This is a genomic window from Streptomyces caniscabiei (assembly GCF_014930365.1).
Taxonomy (GTDB): domain Bacteria; phylum Actinomycetota; class Actinomycetes; order Streptomycetales; family Streptomycetaceae; genus Streptomyces; species Streptomyces caniscabiei.
On sequence record NZ_JABXWI010000001.1, the window covers coordinates 731,133 to 747,374 of the forward strand.

At 70.2% G+C, this 16,242-nt stretch carries 20 protein-coding genes; 14 read left to right on the top strand and 6 right to left on the bottom strand.

The annotated features are described in order from the left end of the window. Positions 1-163 precede the first annotated feature (163 nt). Positions 164-712 (top strand): helix-turn-helix domain-containing protein, encoded by a 549-nt coding sequence (locus HW837_RS03520; RefSeq protein ID WP_033530590.1) that lies wholly within the window; start codon positions 164-166, stop codon positions 710-712. Positions 713-995: 283 nt separating this feature from the next. Next, on the top strand, positions 996-2,933 hold the full coding sequence (locus HW837_RS03525; RefSeq protein ID WP_193379362.1) for a serine/threonine-protein kinase: 1,938 nt from the start codon (positions 996-998) through the stop codon (positions 2,931-2,933). A 48-nt stretch (positions 2,934-2,981) separates the two neighbouring features. On the opposite strand, the gene HW837_RS03530 is transcribed toward HW837_RS03525, so the two are convergent. Then, entirely contained in the window at positions 2,982-4,574 is a 1,593-nt protein-coding gene (locus HW837_RS03530) for a hypothetical protein (protein ID WP_193379361.1), read from the bottom strand. Between the two features lie 296 nt (positions 4,575-4,870). Continuing rightward, positions 4,871-4,999: a DLW-39 family protein gene (locus HW837_RS48385; RefSeq protein WP_003999697.1), complete on the bottom strand. Its 129-nt coding sequence runs from the start codon at positions 4,997-4,999 to the stop codon at positions 4,871-4,873. 363 nt (positions 5,000-5,362) lie between these two features. Here HW837_RS48385 and HW837_RS03540 point away from each other — a divergent pair, with 363 nt between their 5' ends. Further along, positions 5,363-5,740: a DUF6344 domain-containing protein gene (locus HW837_RS03540; protein ID WP_193379360.1), complete on the top strand. Its 378-nt coding sequence runs from the start codon at positions 5,363-5,365 to the stop codon at positions 5,738-5,740. Between the two features lie 483 nt (positions 5,741-6,223). On the opposite strand, the gene HW837_RS03545 is transcribed toward HW837_RS03540, so the two are convergent. The 3 genes from HW837_RS03545 to HW837_RS03555 form a co-directional block, all read right to left on the bottom strand. Further along, entirely contained in the window at positions 6,224-7,657 is a 1,434-nt protein-coding gene (locus tag HW837_RS03545) for a site-specific integrase (RefSeq protein ID WP_193382394.1), read from the bottom strand. A gap of 13 nt (positions 7,658-7,670) precedes the next feature. Then, positions 7,671-7,919, bottom strand: a complete 249-nt coding sequence (locus HW837_RS03550; protein ID WP_060903367.1) for a hypothetical protein — start codon at positions 7,917-7,919, stop codon at positions 7,671-7,673. A 176-nt stretch (positions 7,920-8,095) separates the two neighbouring features. Beyond that, complete coding sequence (locus tag HW837_RS03555; RefSeq protein WP_060903368.1) at positions 8,096-8,518, bottom strand: helix-turn-helix domain-containing protein; 423 nt, start codon at positions 8,516-8,518, stop codon at positions 8,096-8,098. Positions 8,519-8,749: 231 nt separating this feature from the next. Here HW837_RS03555 and HW837_RS03560 point away from each other — a divergent pair, with 231 nt between their 5' ends. From HW837_RS03560 to HW837_RS03610, 11 genes are all read left to right on the top strand, one after another. Beyond that, positions 8,750-9,247: a hypothetical protein gene (locus HW837_RS03560; protein WP_193382393.1), complete on the top strand. Its 498-nt coding sequence runs from the start codon at positions 8,750-8,752 to the stop codon at positions 9,245-9,247. An 84-nt stretch (positions 9,248-9,331) separates the two neighbouring features. Then, positions 9,332-9,931: an RNA polymerase sigma factor gene (locus HW837_RS03565; protein WP_319771729.1), complete on the top strand. Its 600-nt coding sequence runs from the start codon at positions 9,332-9,334 to the stop codon at positions 9,929-9,931. After that, on the top strand, positions 9,928-10,263 hold the full coding sequence (locus HW837_RS03570) for a hypothetical protein (RefSeq protein WP_193382392.1): 336 nt from the start codon (positions 9,928-9,930) through the stop codon (positions 10,261-10,263). Before HW837_RS03565 ends, HW837_RS03570 begins: the two co-directional genes overlap by 4 nt. Beyond that, entirely contained in the window at positions 10,260-11,024 is a 765-nt protein-coding gene (locus HW837_RS03575; protein ID WP_060903372.1) for a BN159_2729 family protein, read from the top strand. Before HW837_RS03570 ends, HW837_RS03575 begins: the two co-directional genes overlap by 4 nt. Next, positions 11,021-11,611, top strand: coding sequence for a hypothetical protein (locus HW837_RS03580; protein ID WP_193382391.1), 591 nt, complete (start codon positions 11,021-11,023; stop codon positions 11,609-11,611). The genes HW837_RS03575 and HW837_RS03580 overlap by 4 nt, the downstream gene beginning before the upstream one ends. After that, complete coding sequence (locus HW837_RS03585) at positions 11,608-11,904, top strand: hypothetical protein (protein ID WP_193382390.1); 297 nt, start codon at positions 11,608-11,610, stop codon at positions 11,902-11,904. The genes HW837_RS03580 and HW837_RS03585 overlap by 4 nt, the downstream gene beginning before the upstream one ends. Next, positions 11,901-13,184 (top strand): AAA family ATPase, encoded by a 1,284-nt coding sequence (locus HW837_RS03590; RefSeq protein WP_193382389.1) that lies wholly within the window; start codon positions 11,901-11,903, stop codon positions 13,182-13,184. The genes HW837_RS03585 and HW837_RS03590 overlap by 4 nt, the downstream gene beginning before the upstream one ends. A 79-nt stretch (positions 13,185-13,263) precedes the next feature. Next, positions 13,264-14,736, top strand: coding sequence for a UvrD-helicase domain-containing protein (locus HW837_RS03595; RefSeq protein WP_193382388.1), 1,473 nt, complete (start codon positions 13,264-13,266; stop codon positions 14,734-14,736). After that, positions 14,733-15,248: a hypothetical protein gene (locus HW837_RS03600; protein WP_193382387.1), complete on the top strand. Its 516-nt coding sequence runs from the start codon at positions 14,733-14,735 to the stop codon at positions 15,246-15,248. Before HW837_RS03595 ends, HW837_RS03600 begins: the two co-directional genes overlap by 4 nt. Beyond that, entirely contained in the window at positions 15,245-15,517 is a 273-nt protein-coding gene (locus HW837_RS03605; RefSeq protein ID WP_060903378.1) for a hypothetical protein, read from the top strand. The genes HW837_RS03600 and HW837_RS03605 overlap by 4 nt, the downstream gene beginning before the upstream one ends. Then, a complete protein-coding gene (locus HW837_RS03610) occupies positions 15,517-15,942 on the top strand; it encodes a WhiB family transcriptional regulator (protein ID WP_060903379.1) in 426 nt (141 codons plus the stop codon). The genes HW837_RS03605 and HW837_RS03610 overlap by 1 nt, the downstream gene beginning before the upstream one ends. Positions 15,943-16,030: 88 nt before the next feature. On the opposite strand, the gene HW837_RS03615 is transcribed toward HW837_RS03610, so the two are convergent. After that, the gene (locus tag HW837_RS03615; protein ID WP_159061344.1) at positions 16,031-16,219 is read right to left on the bottom strand and encodes a hypothetical protein; all 189 of its coding nucleotides are present in this window, start codon (positions 16,217-16,219) and stop codon (positions 16,031-16,033) included. Between the last annotated feature and the right edge of the window lie 23 nt (positions 16,220-16,242).

The window sequence follows — 16,242 nt, forward strand, 5'->3', positions numbered from 1 at the left end:
GGAGAGAAGGACCGCCGGGAGGCTTCGCAGACCAGAGTACCGGGTCACCCCCGGGATCTCGCAAAAAGATTGGGGGTCCCCGTGAACGACCACTCTCCGTAAGATGCTCGTCGTGGTTCGCTACAGCGAACCGCAGTATTTGGGGAAGCGATGGGGAGACGCAATGGACGCCGCACAGCAGGAAGCGACCGCAAGAGCCCGGGAGCTGCAGCGGAACTGGTACGGAGAGCCGTTGGGGGCGCTCTTCCGTAGGCTCATCGAGGACCTGGGTCTCAACCAGGCCCGGCTCGCGGGGGTGCTGGGCCTTTCCGCACCGATGCTGTCGCAGCTGATGAGCGGTCAGCGTGCCAAGATCGGCAACCCGGCAGTGGTCCAGCGGGTGCAGTTGCTGCAGGACCTGGCGGGTCAGGTCGCGGACGGCAGCGTGAGCGCCGCCGAGGCGACCGAGCGCATGGATGAGATCAAGAAGTCCCAGGGGGGATCGGTGCTCAGCAACACCACGCAGTCGACGACGAGTTCGGGGGCGCCCACGGTCAAGCGGGTCGTCCGCGAGATCCAGTCGCTGCTTCGCTCGGTGGCGGCCGCGGGCGACATCATCGAGGCGGCGGACACCCTCGCCCCAACCCACCCGGAGCTGGCAGAGTTCCTCCGGGTGTACGGCGCGGGCCGCACCTCGGACGCGGTGGCGCACTACCAGTCCCACCAGAACTGAGTTCAAGGCCCGGTCCCCGAAAGGGGGTTCGGCGACCGGGCCGGGGCCGAAGAGGGGGACAAGGGGTCTGTAGGCCCCTCGTGAGCCACGGCATCAGGGACGTAGGCTCCGCGCAGAAACCGTGAAGCATGAGCGGGACAGAGCAGCAGGGGGACAGAAGCGGGTACCAGCTCCGAGGGAAGCCGGGCGCGTACGAGCTGGCTCCGCGGAGGGCGGCACGAGCGCCGTGCCCTCCGCCGACGGGCAGCCAGGAGGGGAGCCGAAGGGGGAACGACGCACAGCCATGGGTGAGGTCTTCGCCGGCCGGTACGAACTGGTCGATCCGATCGGGCGCGGGGGAGTCGGCGCGGTCTGGCGCACCTGGGACCACCGCCGCCGCCGCTATGTGGCCGCCAAGGTCCTGCAACAGCGCGACGCGCACGCCCTGCTGCGCTTCGTCCGCGAGCAGGCCGTACGGATCGACCACCCACATGTGCTCGCCCCCGCCAGCTGGGCCGCCGACGACGACAAGGTCCTGTTCACCATGGACCTGGTGGCCGGAGGATCACTGGTCAACCTCGTCAACGACTACGGTCCCCTTCCGCCCGCCTACGTCTGCGGCCTGCTCGACCAACTGCTGTCCGGCCTCGCCGCCGTGCACGCCGAGGGAGTCATCCACCGCGACATCAAGCCCGCCAACGTGCTCCTGGAGGCCACGGGCACAGCCCGTCCCCGTCTGCGTCTGTCCGACTTCGGCATCGCCATGCGCCTGGGCGAGCCACGCCTGACCGAGACCAACTACGTGGTGGGCACGCCGGGTTACTTCGCCCCCGAACAGATGCTGGGCGCGGATCCGGACTTCCCGGCCGACCTCTTTGCCGTAGGACTGGTCGCCCTGTACCTCCTGGAGGGCGCCAAGCCCGACGCCAAGGCCCTCATCGAGCACTTCGCCGCCCACGGCACCCCCAAGGCGCCACGAGGCATCCCCGGGCCGCTGTGGCAGGTCATCGCCACGCTGCTCCAGCCGGACCCCAACTCCCGCTTCCGCACCGCCACCGGGGCCCGCAAGGCCCTCGCCGCCGCCATCGAGCTGCTGCCCGAGCCGGGGCCCGATGACGAACTGGTGGAGGTCTTCGACCAACTGGGCCCGCTTCCCCAGGGGTTCGCTCCCGAAGGACCGCTGCACAGGGCATCGGGGCTGGACAAGACAGACACGGGCACCAGGACCGGCAGTGGCACGGGCACCGGCAGCACTTCCTCCCCCACCCCCGGCCACGGGACGCCCGCTGCCCCTCCCCACTCACCAGGTCCGCACCTCCCTTCACCGCTTCCCGCTTCCGGCGCCTCCCCGGCGCCCGCCGTATCACCGCTCGTCTCGGACGCCACACCGCCGCCGCCTCACCATCCGCCGGCATACGGCCCGCCGCCCATGGACCCGCCGCCCCAGCCCGGGAGAGGCCCCGCGACACCGGCACCGCTGCCGGGCGCCGTCCCTCAGCCCCCGTACACAGCCACGGGCTCCATATCCCCGCCCCCCATGCCCACCACCGCCCCGCCCCCGACCGGCTCCTCCAACTCCGGCAACGGATCTGGCAACGGCTCCGGCGTCGGCTTCGCCACCGGCTCCTCGGGCACCGCCTCCAGCACGGACTCAGGCGTCGGCGCACGACAAGGAACCGATCACTGGCTCGCTGACGCCGACACCGCTTCCTCGGCGTCTTCGGCGTCGCCGACCCACACCGGTCACACGCCTCCCGAGTCGGCCCCCTCCGCCGTACCACCGCGGCCCGAAAGCTCCCCCGCGGCAGCACGGCCCTCCACGATGTCGGACACCGGCAGCTTCCACCTGCCCCCGCCCCAGGTACTCACCGCCGACGCACCGCCGCAGCAGGCCGAGCAGCACGTCCCCGGCCTCGGGCACCCACCACAGCGACCCGAGCAGCAGACCGGCCACCCTGCCGGGACCCCCGTCCGAACAGCCCCGGCGCACCACCCCGAACCCGCGCATGTGCCCTCCCCCCAGTCGCACCCACCCCTGGGCCTCTCTCAGGCCCCGGCATCGGCGGTGCAGCACGCGTATGCCTCTACTGGTTCATACACCGCTCGGCCGACGCAGGTTCCACGTCGATCGAGGGCGGTTCCCCGGCGCCGTCCGGGCCCTCCCGCCAAGGTGGTCATCCCGGTCCTGCTGGTCGCCCTGGCCTGCTTCGCGGTGGGATTCTGGGCACTGGGCCGACTCTGACCCCTGCCACCGGCCTGACCGGCCGCACCGACCGCAGGCCGCCCCGTACTACCGCCCCCGGGACGCCCCGTGCCGCCCCCGGGACGCCGTGCCCGCCCTCGGTCGTTCGGACTCGGTGGCGGCGGAAGCCCGCAGGCGGGCCACGACCGTCCACAGCAGCAGCCCGAGCACCAGCAGACTCCCGGTGCCGATGCCGCCCGCCGCGACGACGGTCATGGCCAGACGCTGGTCTCCGCCGCCCGAGGAACCCCCGAACCCCTCCGCGTCGCCGGAACGCCCCGCGCTCCCTCCGTCACCGCCGCCCTCGGCACCCCCGGCACCCCCGGCGCCGTCCTCCAGCGTGTCCCCCGTCGTGCCGTTCTCGGCGGCCTCCCGGTCCCTCTCGGTGACCTCGAAGACCCCACGCGGCACGGAGGCTCCCAGATATCCCGGCCCGGCCCCTGCCTCGCCCTCCAGGCGCACCCGCAGCGTCAGCCCGACCGGGTCGTCGCCGAACCGGTCGGCGACCGACGTCCCGAGGTGCAGTGCCAGGTAGTACCAGCCGGCGAACCGCATCCCGCCCACCTCGTCGTCGGGGGAGAAGCGGTTCTCGTAGGCGACGGGCGGGAGCGGGTCCAGGGCGACGGAGCGTTGGTCGCCCCCGTAGTTGGCCGTCCTGTCGTCCACGAGCCCGCGTACGGGGTTGTAGAGCGACATGACGAACGCGTTCCCCACATAACCGTCGCCCTCGGTCGTACTGCCCAGTTCGGCGGTGGCGTGGAGCTGCTGCCCCCAGCCGACGGGCACCTTGTAGAAGAGCGTCTCCCCGGCTCTGATGCCGGCCTCGTCCCGCCAGACTCCCTGAGCCACGGGGCTCGCCGCGGCGAAGCCGCTCCCGCCGCGACGGTCCTCGGGGTCACCGGACACGGCCTCGGGCGAGGCGGAGTTCCAGGTCTGGGGGGCGTTCGTCGCACCACCCTTCGTCACCACGGGCTCCGAGACGAAACCGAGCTCCAGCCCCCACTTCTCCGCGCCGCCCTTGGACGGGGAACCCGTCACCGAGCCCGAAGCAGAGCCGGAAACCGATCCCGACGCCGAACCCGAAGCGGAGCCTGAAACCGCCCCCGACGCCGAACCCGTGCTCGTCCCCGCACCGCCCCCGACAGCCGAGCCGACCCGTTCGACGACGACGTAGTAGACCCCGCCCCCCTGGCACATGTACTCGTCGCTGCCGATCACCCGCGAGGCCCAGGCCGTGACGGGGTGCCCGCTGCGGGTCGGTCCGAAGCGGGCGGTCTCGTAGGAGCAGCGATGGGCGTCGGCGTCCTGCACGGACACCCTGACCCCGTCCGCGGAGCCGACCGCCGATCCCGCCTCCGGTACGGCCGTGGCCGAGACGTACGCGTTGGCGGCGGCCCCGAGATCGAGACGGAAGTACAGCTTGCCGCCCGGCCCGATGGAGCTGCGATAGGTCTTGCCGACCGCCAGCCGTACGGCTTCCGTGCTGCTCGTGGCGCCCTCGACCGTGATCGCGTCCCGCGCGTAGGCGTACGGGGTGGGCGCGTCGGCCGCCACGGCGGGGCCGGTCTGCGCCGTCGTCACGCACAGGGCCGCTCCCACGGCCGCCGCAGCTCGCCACCACCAGACCGTGCGCCGCCCCATCAAGCGCCACCCCTCGTCGTAGACCGTCCTCCCGAGGCCCCACCAGGTGCTCGTGGCCCCGAAAGCGCCCATCCTGCCGGGCCGTGCGCGCCGATGCCTCACTTCCTGGGCAGGAGCGGCCGAAAACGGCCGCTATCCGGAACGGCGCCTTGCTCCCGCAAGCACCTCGTTCGCCAAGGCGAATCCAAGTCCGGCGGAATGTCGGCACATGGTCCGGAAGGGGAGGGAAGCCCCCGAGCGACACAAAACCCCGGCCGCCAGGCGGCCGGGGTCTGCTCTGAGACTGATGTCGACGTTCACGAACCCGTGGGCACGGAGTCAGTCGCCTCCGTCCACAGATCCTGCTCGGCGCGATCCGCCTGGATCTGGCGGTACACGAGGAGCCCGCCGATGGCGGCCAGTGCGACCAGGAGAAGCTTCTTCACCGCGCGACCTCGTCTTTCCTTGACGTAGGGGACCTCTGGCGCCCGACTATACACACCGACCGATACCGATCGGTGACCTGCGTCGGCCCCCCAACTCCCGCAGGGAAGACCGCAGTAGAACCGGACGCCACTGTTCCGATCGCAGGCTCATCACACAGGTCCGCACACAGGTCCATCACATCTCGCACACCTCGGCGGATCCCACGGACCTCGGCTTCCTGCAAGTCCTCAGACCTCCTTGCACCCATCCGAGTGGTGTTCATCCGAAGATCGACGCGCCATGGACGTCGGTCCATGATTTCGGAGCCCACATACACATCATGAGGAAAGTACGCAAATCGCCCAACCCGAAAGTGAGGGGCCATGGCCCAGAACAAGGTCATGAAGCTGTGGACCGCCATCGTCACCGCCTTCCTCGCGCTGTGCACGGCGCTCGGACTCGTCACGACCACGGCCTCGGCGGCCGTACCGCAGACCGAGACCACCCGCAACTGCGTGGTCCCCGCGGCGGCCCCGGCGATGCCCCTCCCGGCCCGGCCCCACGACCGTGCTCTGCCTCCCACGATGAAACAGCGCATCCGCGCCGAGGCCCACGGCTCCTCCCCCTCCTGCCGCCACCGCACGGCCCTGCACACGGCCACGGACACCGCTGCGAACGCCACGAGCGCCACGGGCCATGTCGCGGCCCCGGAGGCCCCTCTCCCACGGGCCGAGCCTCCAGGAGCACCTCTCCAGCGCTGATCCCCGGCGGGAAGACACCGACCCAGCGGCGATCTTGCGTACGACGCCCGGTGGAAGACCGTGAACGACGAAGACCCTCAGCCACACGCGGCTGAGGGTCTTCGTCGTTGCGTGGAGGCCCGTCCGAGCACGGTCCACCGAAGGTCGCGGAGCCACCGCCGATCACCGGAACCACCGCAGGTCACCAGAGCCACTGCAGGTCTCCAGACCACCCGCCAGACACCCGGAGCCCCCGCCGGTCAGAGGAGCAAGTCGTCCGCTCCGCGTCCTTGTTGGCCGGCCGAGATCCGGGACACCCCACGTGTCGCCGACGACAGCAAAGACCCCCAACCGATATCGGTTGGGGGTCTTCCGTCTGGTGGGGCTAACAGGATTTGAACCTGTGGCCTCATCCTTATCAGGGCCTGGGTCAAATTCGACGTCGCCGCTGGTAGGGGAAGTGCCTGGTGGTAGAGCGCCTACACGCGTCTACACCAGTCAACATCATGCGACCCCGGCCCGACTTACACCCGGTCCGGACTCTTCCCGGACTCCACCGGACTCCCCCGACACCATCCTGAGCTGCGCTTGACCAGGCACAGCGCCCTCGAGGGCCGCGAGTACCTGGCCCGCGTAGTCCGCCGAGGCGTGCGTGTAGAGCCACGTCACTTCGCCCGCTCGCTCGTGCCCGAGGATCTCCTGCGTGATCGCCTCCGGCACTCCGAGCGCATGCAGGCGCGAGGCGAAGGTGTGCCGCTGGTCATGGAAGTCCGGCCACCAGTCCGTCCTCTCCTTCTCCTCCTTCTTTATGCGCCCGGTCTCCGGGTCCTCGACCTCCTCGGTCCAGGTCTTCACAACCTTCCGGGCGATCCCGGCCTTCTCGATCGCGTCGACCCACCGCCGGCGGACGCTGCTTCGGCGGAGCGGCGCCCGGTACCGCTCGCCCTCGCCGCCGGCCCTCTTCGAGCCGCGGCGGATCGCGTTCCGCCCGTGGAAGACGAGTTCCTCAGTGCGCAGGCCGTCCTCCGGCTCGGACTGTGTCCGGCTCGCGTCCGGCTCGGCGGACCAGAGCTCGCGCAGCAGCTGCACGGCGGTCTCCGTCAGCGGCACGGTGCGCAGGCCCGCGTCGGACTTCGGGTACGCCTTCCTCTTGACGTGCCCGCGCGGCTCGATCAGGACCTCCCGGACCTGGAGCCGCCGGGAGGCGAAGTCGACCCGGCACCAGCGGAGGCCGGCGAGCTCACCGAAGCGCAGGCCGGTCTCCTCGGCGAGCTGCTGCACGGGCCGCAGGTAGTCGGGCAGCTTCTCGCGGACCAGGGCGAGCTGGTCGGTCGTCGGCGGCCGCCGGTCGTCGGGGTGCTTTCCCCGCCCAGACGGGAGCTTGACGCCGTCGCACGGATTGAAAGGGATACGGCGGTCGCGCATGGCCGCGGTCATCATGCGGTCGAGGACCTGGAAGGCCTTCGTCACGCTGGACGCAGCGAGGGGGCCGCCGGCCCCGTCCCAGATCGAGTTCACCCAGTTCTGGACGTCGAGCCAGGTGATGTCCACCAGGCGCACGGTGCCGAACCGCCGCTGGACGTGGTTGCGCCACGACCGACTGTCGCGGTCGATGGTGTTCTCCTCCAGCTGCGCGGTCTGCGACTTCCACCAGAGCGTGTGCCACGCCATGAGCGTGATTTCGCCACGTGCGGGATCGATCCACCGGCGCTCGCGGATTTCGGTACGGGTGCGCTCGAGGAAGGCGACCGCCTCCGTGTCGGTGTCGAAGTTGACGGCTCGTTCCCGCTGGCCAGGTGGTGTGTACCGGGCCTGCCACGAGCCGATGCAGTCCTTCGTTTTGGCCCGGGTGCCTGGGTACTTGGCCAGGCAGAGCTTGCAGCCGCAGCGCTTGCTGCGGATCTGGCGGGGGTTGGCGGTGGTGTTCTTACGCCCCACGGTGTGCTCCTGATCAGAGTGTGGGCGCGCCGGATGCTGCGGGGACAGGGGTGAGCTCGGTGGGGAGCTCAAGCGGGTCGCCGCAGAAGCAGGTGAGGCCGGCGCCGGTGATGGGTGCGCCGAGGTCGACTGCCAGGAGATCGTGCAGTTCTCTGATCAGGTCGTGAGGGTGGGTGCCCCTGTCTACGAGGATGGTGATCTCGTCCGGGTCCCAGATGGCGATCTGCTGGAGAGCGTCGGCAATGGCGATGCGGATGCACACAGGTATCCCCCCAGGGATGCGCGACGGCAGTTTTCCGCTCCCGGGAGGACAGCGGGTGACTGATCGTACCTGTGTGTATTGATGATGGGGAGGTTGTTGTCATATTCGGGGAGGAATGTTTTCTGCCACCCCAGTCGCGTGAATTTACCCCTTTCTAAGGCAACCCTTACCGTCAGCTACGAGACGCGACTGACCGCGGCCATGGCTTCGGCGTACTTGACGACGTCTCGTTGCTGGGCGTCGGGTAGCGCCCTGTAGATCTTCAGCAGGCGCGCCTCTCGCTCCTCGCTTGCCCGCCCAGGCACAGGCCGGCCCGAGGCTTCGAAAATCTGCCTCGGGGTGAAGTCCGCTCCCCACCGAGTGAAGGCGTCGGCAAGGCTGCGCAGCTCGTCGGTCTCCACGCGGGAGGTGCCGCGCTTCCCTGTGAGCCACATGTTGAGGCGCGTGTACTTGATGCCTGTCGTGTCTGAGAGTTCCCTCTGGGTGTGTTGGGTCTCTGACAGCAGGCGCAGGAGTAGTGCCGCCAGGTCCTCACCCTTGGGGGTGGAGTCATCGGCGGGGCGGTCGGGCTCGCCGGAGTGGCTCGGGGCGGTGGTCACAGGCAACAGAGTCGGGCAATAAATCTACATACGCAAGTAGAACGTGGATTGATGACCTGTATTTGACGGGCCTCGGCGCATCTACGTAACCCCCCTCGACCCTTGTGCACCTTTTACACAACCCTGTGCGCCTCCCTTGACTGAATCCACATCCACATGCAGACTGTGGATGCAGCAGGTCAAAGCGGCCTACTCAACCCCTATCCGGGCCACACGGCCCAGAGGATCACCATGCGACGACTGGACAAAGGTGCCCCGCTGCGGGCCGCCATGAAGGCGGCCGAGCTGGACATCCCACGCCTCGCCGCCAAGACCCGAGAGATCGACCCCGACCAGAAGGGGCTCTCGAAGTCGCTGATCGGCTTCATCGTCGGCGGCGGCAAGACGGCGCGCGAGGAATGCAGCGACCGAGCGGCAGAGCTCGTCTCGGCAGCGCTCGGCCGGGAGGTCACGACCCTCTTCGAGCCTGTCGTTTTCACGCTCGGAGAATCCACATCCACACGCACTTCGTGGACGGTTGATGGGCGGAAGCCTCTGCCCGCACAGCTCATGGACCAGCGGGCGCTCGCGAAGTTCCTGCGTAAGTCGCCGTCGTGGATCGACGCCCAGATCGCGGACGCCAAGGAGCGCGGCGAGCTCTGGCCCGGGCTGATCTACGTCGGCCGTAGTCGGCGCTTCGACCCGCACGCCGTCCTCGACGCGATGCGGAAGCAGCGCACCGCCGCCTGACACAAGAAGGGCCGCCCCGGACGGCATTCCGGAACGGCCCCCAACCCACGAACCGCAAGCCCCTACGTCAAAGGAGAACGGACCGTGTCTACACAGGTTAACGGCATGATCATGGCGGGAGGTGCGCTGGAGTCCGAGCTCGTCGCCCGGGCCCGCGCCGGCGACCGCACCGCGTTCGCCGCCCTCTACACCGCGCACCGCGACACGGTGTACGCCTTCCTCTACAACCGGACCCGTGACCGGAACCTGGCGGAGGACCTGACGCAGGACGTCTTCGTCCGCGCCCTGCGCCGCATGGAGACCTTCACCGCCCCGCGCTCCGCCGGCTTCGCTGGCTGGCTCTCCGTCATCGCGCGGAACATCCACCTCGACCACGTGAAGCTGGCCCGGACGCGGCTGGAGGTCCCGGTCGCGGAGATGGCCGACAGCGACGAGCGTGACCGCTCCGCCGAGGCGTACGCCCTGCGGGAGCTGGACATCGCCGAGGCCGTCGAGACCGTCACGGCCGCGATGCGCAACCTCACCCCGTACCAGCGCCAGTGCCTGGAGCTGCGGTTCCTGGAAGGGCTGACGGGACCGGAGACGGCGGCGCGGCTGGGCAAGGACATTGGGGCGGTCAAGACGCTCCAGTTCCGTGCGATGAGCATCATGCGGCAGACCCTCACGGCAGGGGTGGCGGCGTGACGTCCATCGGCTTCGCGAAGGCCCTCGGCTCGCAGGCCGCCGCGCTCACCTTCCTCGCTGGCCTCGCGCAGAAGAACCCCGAGCTGCCCCCGGCCTACATCGTCTTCAGCTCGGTGGACCCGGACGTGGTGCGCGTGCAGCTCGACAACATGCAGGCCGTCGAGACCTGGCGCGAGGCGCTGTTCGTACCGACCACGAGCGTGGCGCTGGAGACGTACGGCAGCAACCAGCAGCTCACCTTCGAGGCGGTCGTGAACAACATCCGCATCGACGTGTGGGCCCCCTTCACCAACACCCAGCCCGAAAGCCAGCCGGAAGGGGCGACGGCATGAACAAGAACATCCCGCACGCCGTGCGCGTCGTCCGCAAGATCCTGGCCTCCGCCAGCAACGACCCGGCGACCGCCGTCGTCCAGGCCCTGAACGACGTCCGGCTCCTGACCGACCCGGAGCGCTCGTACGGCACCGTGCTGCACCGCACGCCCGCCGGCGGATGGTCCCGGGAGCCGCAGGCCAAGCCCCACCCCGAGCGGGAGCTGACGGACCTGGAACAGCAGGCGGTCGCGTGGGACCAGTCCTGCGAGCGCGCGCAGCTGGTCGCGGCCTCCATTCAGCAGCAGGCCGGGCAGCACCCGGCGTTCCAGAGCGTCCGTACGGACGGCGACCGGGTCCTGGTCGCGTTGCAGATCACGGGCCAGGAGCAGTGGGCGGAGTGGCGCCGGTACTTCGGGATCACGCACGGCGCGGAGCGGTCGTTGCCGCACGCGGTGGGCGGCGAGGGCTACCGCGACGGTGTGCGCGTCTCCGTTCTGGCGTACGACGTCCCGCAGGTCCGGGCTCGGGAGACGCAGAAAGCGGAGCGTCCGTACGAGCTGGACGGGACCGTGTACGACCTGGCCCGGCCGCAGCGGGACGCCCACGGGGACGTCTGGTACTTCCACGGCGACCAGCGCCCGGACGGGATGCCGCTGCTGTCGGTCGACGGGCGGCCGGAGCGGTGCTCGCTCGCGAACATCGTGGAGATGGCGGGCCCGTTGCTGCCCGTCAGGCTGCCCGTGACGCCCGTCACCGCGAAGGGCGGTGAGTCGGAGTGACCTTCGAGCCTCTGACCCCCGAGCAGCGCACGGCGCTGGCCAGCTTCATCGGCGAGGACGCGAAGCCCGCGGAGATCGGGCTGGTGCTGTCGCTCGGCGAGTCCGTCCGTGACGCGCGGGAGCACGACCACACGACGCAGCGCGAGGACTGGTTCTGCATGAACCTCACCTCGTTCATGGGCGAGCGGATGGGCCCGGTGCTGCGCCGTCTCCTCGACCTGGAGGCGGAGCAGCAGACGCTGAACGAGGCCCTGTCGGACGCGGCGGAAAAGTTGCGGGCGGACCAGGAGCCCACCTCCAGCTTCTTCCGCCCCGGCCGCGCGTACACCCGTGACCTGCCGTTCCGGGCGCCGGAGGACCGGCCCAACTTCGAGTGCGTCGGCGTGGCTGTCCACCCGACCAAGGGCGTCCTCCGGGCCTTCGGCTTCGAGCAGCCCGGCAACGGCCGCCCGTGGGCTTCCTCGGCCCTGAGCGACGAGGCGTGGGCCGATGGCTGGGTCGACCTCGGCCCGGTCCGGCCGGACCGGCTGACCCGCGCCTTCGCCCCCACTCAGGCCCTGGCCGAGGACCAGGAGGCGGACAAGTGAGCGCCTACACCACCGCCTTCAAGGCCCTGACCAGCGGTCGCGCCCTGCGACCCGACGAGGCCGCCGCCCTCCTGGTCGACCTCCGCAAGGAGGCCGGCCAAGAGCTGGCGACCGCCCTGGAGGCGGACCTCGACGGCAAGTACCGGCGGACCGACACCGACACGGACGGCTCGTTCCGACGCAAGCGCCGCGCGTACGGCGCCGCGATCACCGTCGTGAACCGCCTCCGCGAGTTCGCCGCCTCCCCCCTCCTTCTCTCCCCGCCGCACCAGCGCAATCGGAGCACGTCATGACGACCTTCACCTTCGCCCCCGCCACCCGCGAGACCGCCAAGGCCCGCATCGCCCTCCAGGGCCCGGGCGGCAGCGGCAAGACCAAGACCGCACTGCGCATGGCCGAGGCGCTCGCCAAGGGCGGCCTGATCGGCGTCGTCGACTCCGAGCGCGGCTCCGCCCTCAAGTACGCCCCGGTGCCGGGCCGTCCGGACATCGAGGCGCACGAGTTCGTGCACGTGCCGATGGCGTTCTGCTCCCCCGAGAACCTGATCGCGGTGGTGAAGTCGGCTGAGGAAGCCCGGCTCGCCGTCCTCATCATCGACAGCTGGTCGCACTACTGGGCAGGCAAGGGCGGTCTCCTCGCACGCGTCGAGGAGGAGGGGAAGAAGATCAGCGGCGGCAAGTTCTCCGCCTGGGCTCCGGTCAACGAGATGGAACAGGACATGCTGGACGTCCTGCTCGGCTTCCCCGGCCACGTCATCGTCACCATGCGGACGAAGAACGACTACGAGCTGAGCGGCGGCAAGGTTAAGAAGCTGGGCGTCAAGACGGTCCAGCGCGAGGGCGCCGAGTACGAAGTCGACGTCGTGATCGACATGGTCGAGGGCACCGGCACCGTCACCAAGACCAGGTACTCCGCCTTGGACGGCGCCTGTGTCCACCACCCCGGTCCCGACTTCGCCGAGGCGATCCTGGAGCAGCTCGGCCAGGGCGTCGACCCCGTCCAGGTCATCGTGGACGAACTGGTCCGGCAGGGTCTGACGTATGACCGGGCGCTGGAGCTGCACAGCCAGGCCCAGAGCCGGAACCTCCTCGGCGCCGACCTCCTGCACCCGAAGACGGGCGAGCCCGGGAAGCTCGGGGACCTGATCAAGGAGTACGGGCAGGCAGTCAAGCCCGCCGCGACGCCCGTCACGAACGCCCCGTCGACCCCGTCAGCGCCGCCCGCCGGGCAGAAGCAGAGCACCCCGGCCGGTGCCCCGTCAGACGCCGGGCAGGCCCAGGCCCCGACGCCCGTCACGGCCCCGCAGATGCGGATGATGCACGCCTGCTTCTCCAAGGTCGGCCTCGGTCACAAGGACTCCCGCGCCGAGCGTCTCCGGGCCACCTCCCTGATCATCGGCCGCCAGATCGGCTCCGCCAACGAGCTGACGAAGGACGAGGCCCAGACCCTCCTCGACACGCTCACCGCATACGGCAACCGCGAGAACGGGCCCGCCGACTTCGCCGCCATGGTCCAGGGCCTGGAGGACGAGGACCTTCACTCCCGCGACGACGCCACCGACCACGCCGCCTGATTCACCACTGACCGCGGGCCCGCCCCGACCCCATGCGGGGCGGTCCCGCACCTTCCAGAGAGGAGGTGCACCCCCAGTGGTGAACCCCACCCCAGAACAGACCGACGCGATCGACGCGTACGGCGACGGACTCGACTTGGTCCTCCAGGCCGGCGCCGGATGCGGCAAGTCCTCGACGCTCAAGATGATCGCCCGGGCCGACCGGCGGCGCAGGATGACGTACGTCGGCTACAACACGTCCATCGTCGCCGACGCCCGCCGCAGCTTCCCCTCCAACGTGATGGCCAAGACCGGCCACGGCCTCGCCTTCGACCAGCGGTACGGCGGACGTCTCAACCGTCCCCGCCAGACCGCCCACCAGGCCGCGCAGGCCCTCGACGTGCGCTCCATCCTCCACATCATCGGCGCGACCCCGACGATCCCCACGGACATCGGCCACCCGAAGGCCATGACCTCCAAGATCATCATGCGGATGGCGCTCGACACCATCGAGCGGTACTGCCACAGCGCCGACGACGAGATCACCGCCCGGCACATCCCGCACTACGACGGCCTCACGAAGAAGCAGGCCCGCAGCGAGCTGGAGCGGCTCGTCCTGCCGGTCGCCCGGGCAGCCTGGGAAGACCTCAAGCAGGACGAGAGCGTCCTGAACCTGTCCCACGACCACTACCTAAAGATGTGGGCCCTCTCCCGGCCGACCATCCCGACGGACGTGGTCCTCCTCGACGAGGCCCAGGACACCAACGACGTCCTCTCCGCCGTCTTGCTCGCCCAGGAGCACGCACAACGCATCGCCGTCGGCGACTCCGCACAGCAGATCTACAGCTGGCGCGGCGCCAACGACGCCTTGCAGAAGTTCACGGCCGAACTCGGCTGCCCCGAGCTGACGCTGTCGCAGTCGTTCCGGTTCGGCCCGGCCATCGCCGCCCGCGCCAACGTGTGGCTCCGCCTGATCGACGCCCCGCTCCGCCTCACCGGCTGGGAGGCCGCCGAGTCGACCGTCGGCCAGCTCGACGCCCCCGACGCGATCCTCTGCCGCACCAACGCGGGCGCCATGGGCATCGTCATGGAGGGCCTCGCGTACGGCCGGAAGGTCGCGCTGGTCGGAGGCGGCGGCGACATCAAGCGCCTCGCCTGGGCCGCCGAAGCCCTCCAGAGCGGCCAGCCGACCGACCACCCGGAGCTGTGCGGATTCGCGTCCTGGGACGACGTCCGCCAGTACGCCGCCGAGGAAGACGGCTCCCTCGAAGTGCTCGTGAAGCTCATCGATGAGCACGGGCCGGACCGGATCGTCGCGGCCGCGGACGGGCTGTGCTCGGAGCAGCAGGCCGAGCTGGTCGTCTCCACCGCGCACCGGTCGAAGGGCCGCGAGTGGCCGGCCGTCCGCATCCACGCCGATTTCCGGGCGCCGAAGCCCGACCAGAAGACCGGTCTGGTCATCCTGCCGCGCGAGGAGGCCCGCCTCGCCTACGTGGCGGTGACCCGGGCCCGCGAGCAGCTCGACGACACCGCGCTCGCCTGGGTGCGCGACGTGACGGCGGTGACCGGATGAGCTTTCCCGAGCGCATGCGGTACGTCCTCCGTTCCATCGAGCCTGGTGTTCCGGTCGGCCGTCAGCGGGACTGGATCGCCGTCCCCATGGGCGCCCCCACAGTGTGGATGGCCACGCCCAGCGGGCTGGTCGACGTGGACCTGATCGCCGTCGAGCGCGCGATCAACGGCCTCCGCGACGGGTGGACGCTCACACCCGATGAGGCCTTCTACGCGGCCACCGTGGGATTCGCGCACGGGCTGACGTACTCCGTCATCGCCAAGCGGCTCGGCGTGAGCGGAACCACGATGCTGAAGTGGTTCCCGGGAGGCACGCCCAAGGCGGCACAGAATCCCCGGCAGGCTCCCCGGAGGGCCCGGCAGCCCGTGGAATGCGGGACCGATGCCGGGTACCGGCGGCACTACCGCCTGAAGGAGCCGACGTGCGCGCCGTGCCGGGCTGCAAAGGCAGTGTCTCGGCAGCACTACCTCAAGCACGGCACGTACGTCATGGCTCCGGTGGCGACGTCATGACGCCCGTCACCGCCGTCGCCATCGGCCTCTGCGCCCTGTGGCTGATCGCCCTGACCGGGTACATCGCGTCGTTCCGTCGCTCGTCCAGGACGGCCGCGGTGCACGGGCCGCGACTGCGCCCGTCGTACGCGGAGGGCCTGGAGCGGATGCGTGCGGCCGTCGCCGGCGCCCACCGCGAGACCCAGCCCGGCGCGCCGTCTTCGGACCTCACCCAGTGCCAGGAGATCTGGCCCGACGCCTCGAAGCACACCCCGAAGGAGTGGTCGTGATGGACAGGGAGTGGGAGCTGCAGGCCGTGTGCCGCAGCGAGGACCCGAACATGTGGTTCTCCAAGAGGACGTGGACCCGGGCCAAGAAGATCTGCCTGGAGGTCTGTCCGGTCCGCGAGGAGTGCCTGGAGGCGATCCTCGCTCGTGAATCGCTGACGGCGGACACCCTGCGCTTCGGGATCGTGGCCGGGCTCACGGGAAGGCAGCGGGCGAAGTTGCACGCCGCGGGTCGTGCTCCGAAGGCGGCGGCCGAGCCGAAGCCCCCGGGGGCGGGGCGGCCGATCGCGCCGTGCGGCACGAAGTCCGCGTACGAGCGGCACCGCCGCAAGCGAGAGCCGATCGACCAGGCATGCCGGGACGCGAACTCACTCGCCAACCGGGAGTACCGGCGCACCGGTTCCACGAAGGTCCCTGCCGCCCGATGAGCACCGGTGGCCCGGCGGATGACATCGGCCGCCGGGCCACCGGCCACCAGCTGCGACAACTGCCCCTCTGGAAGAGAAGAGCACCACTTCACATGCCGAGCCGGTTCGAGTACGAGCGCGCGATCCGCAGCAGCGACCTGCCGTCGCTGTCGCGGCTGCTCGCGCTCACGATCGCCACCTGGGCGGACGTACGGACCGGCATCATCCCCGACCGTCGGCAGCCGTCTCTGACCGTGCTGGAGGAGACGACGGGGATGGTGAGGGCCTCCGTACGCACCCACCTGACCAAGTTGGAGACCG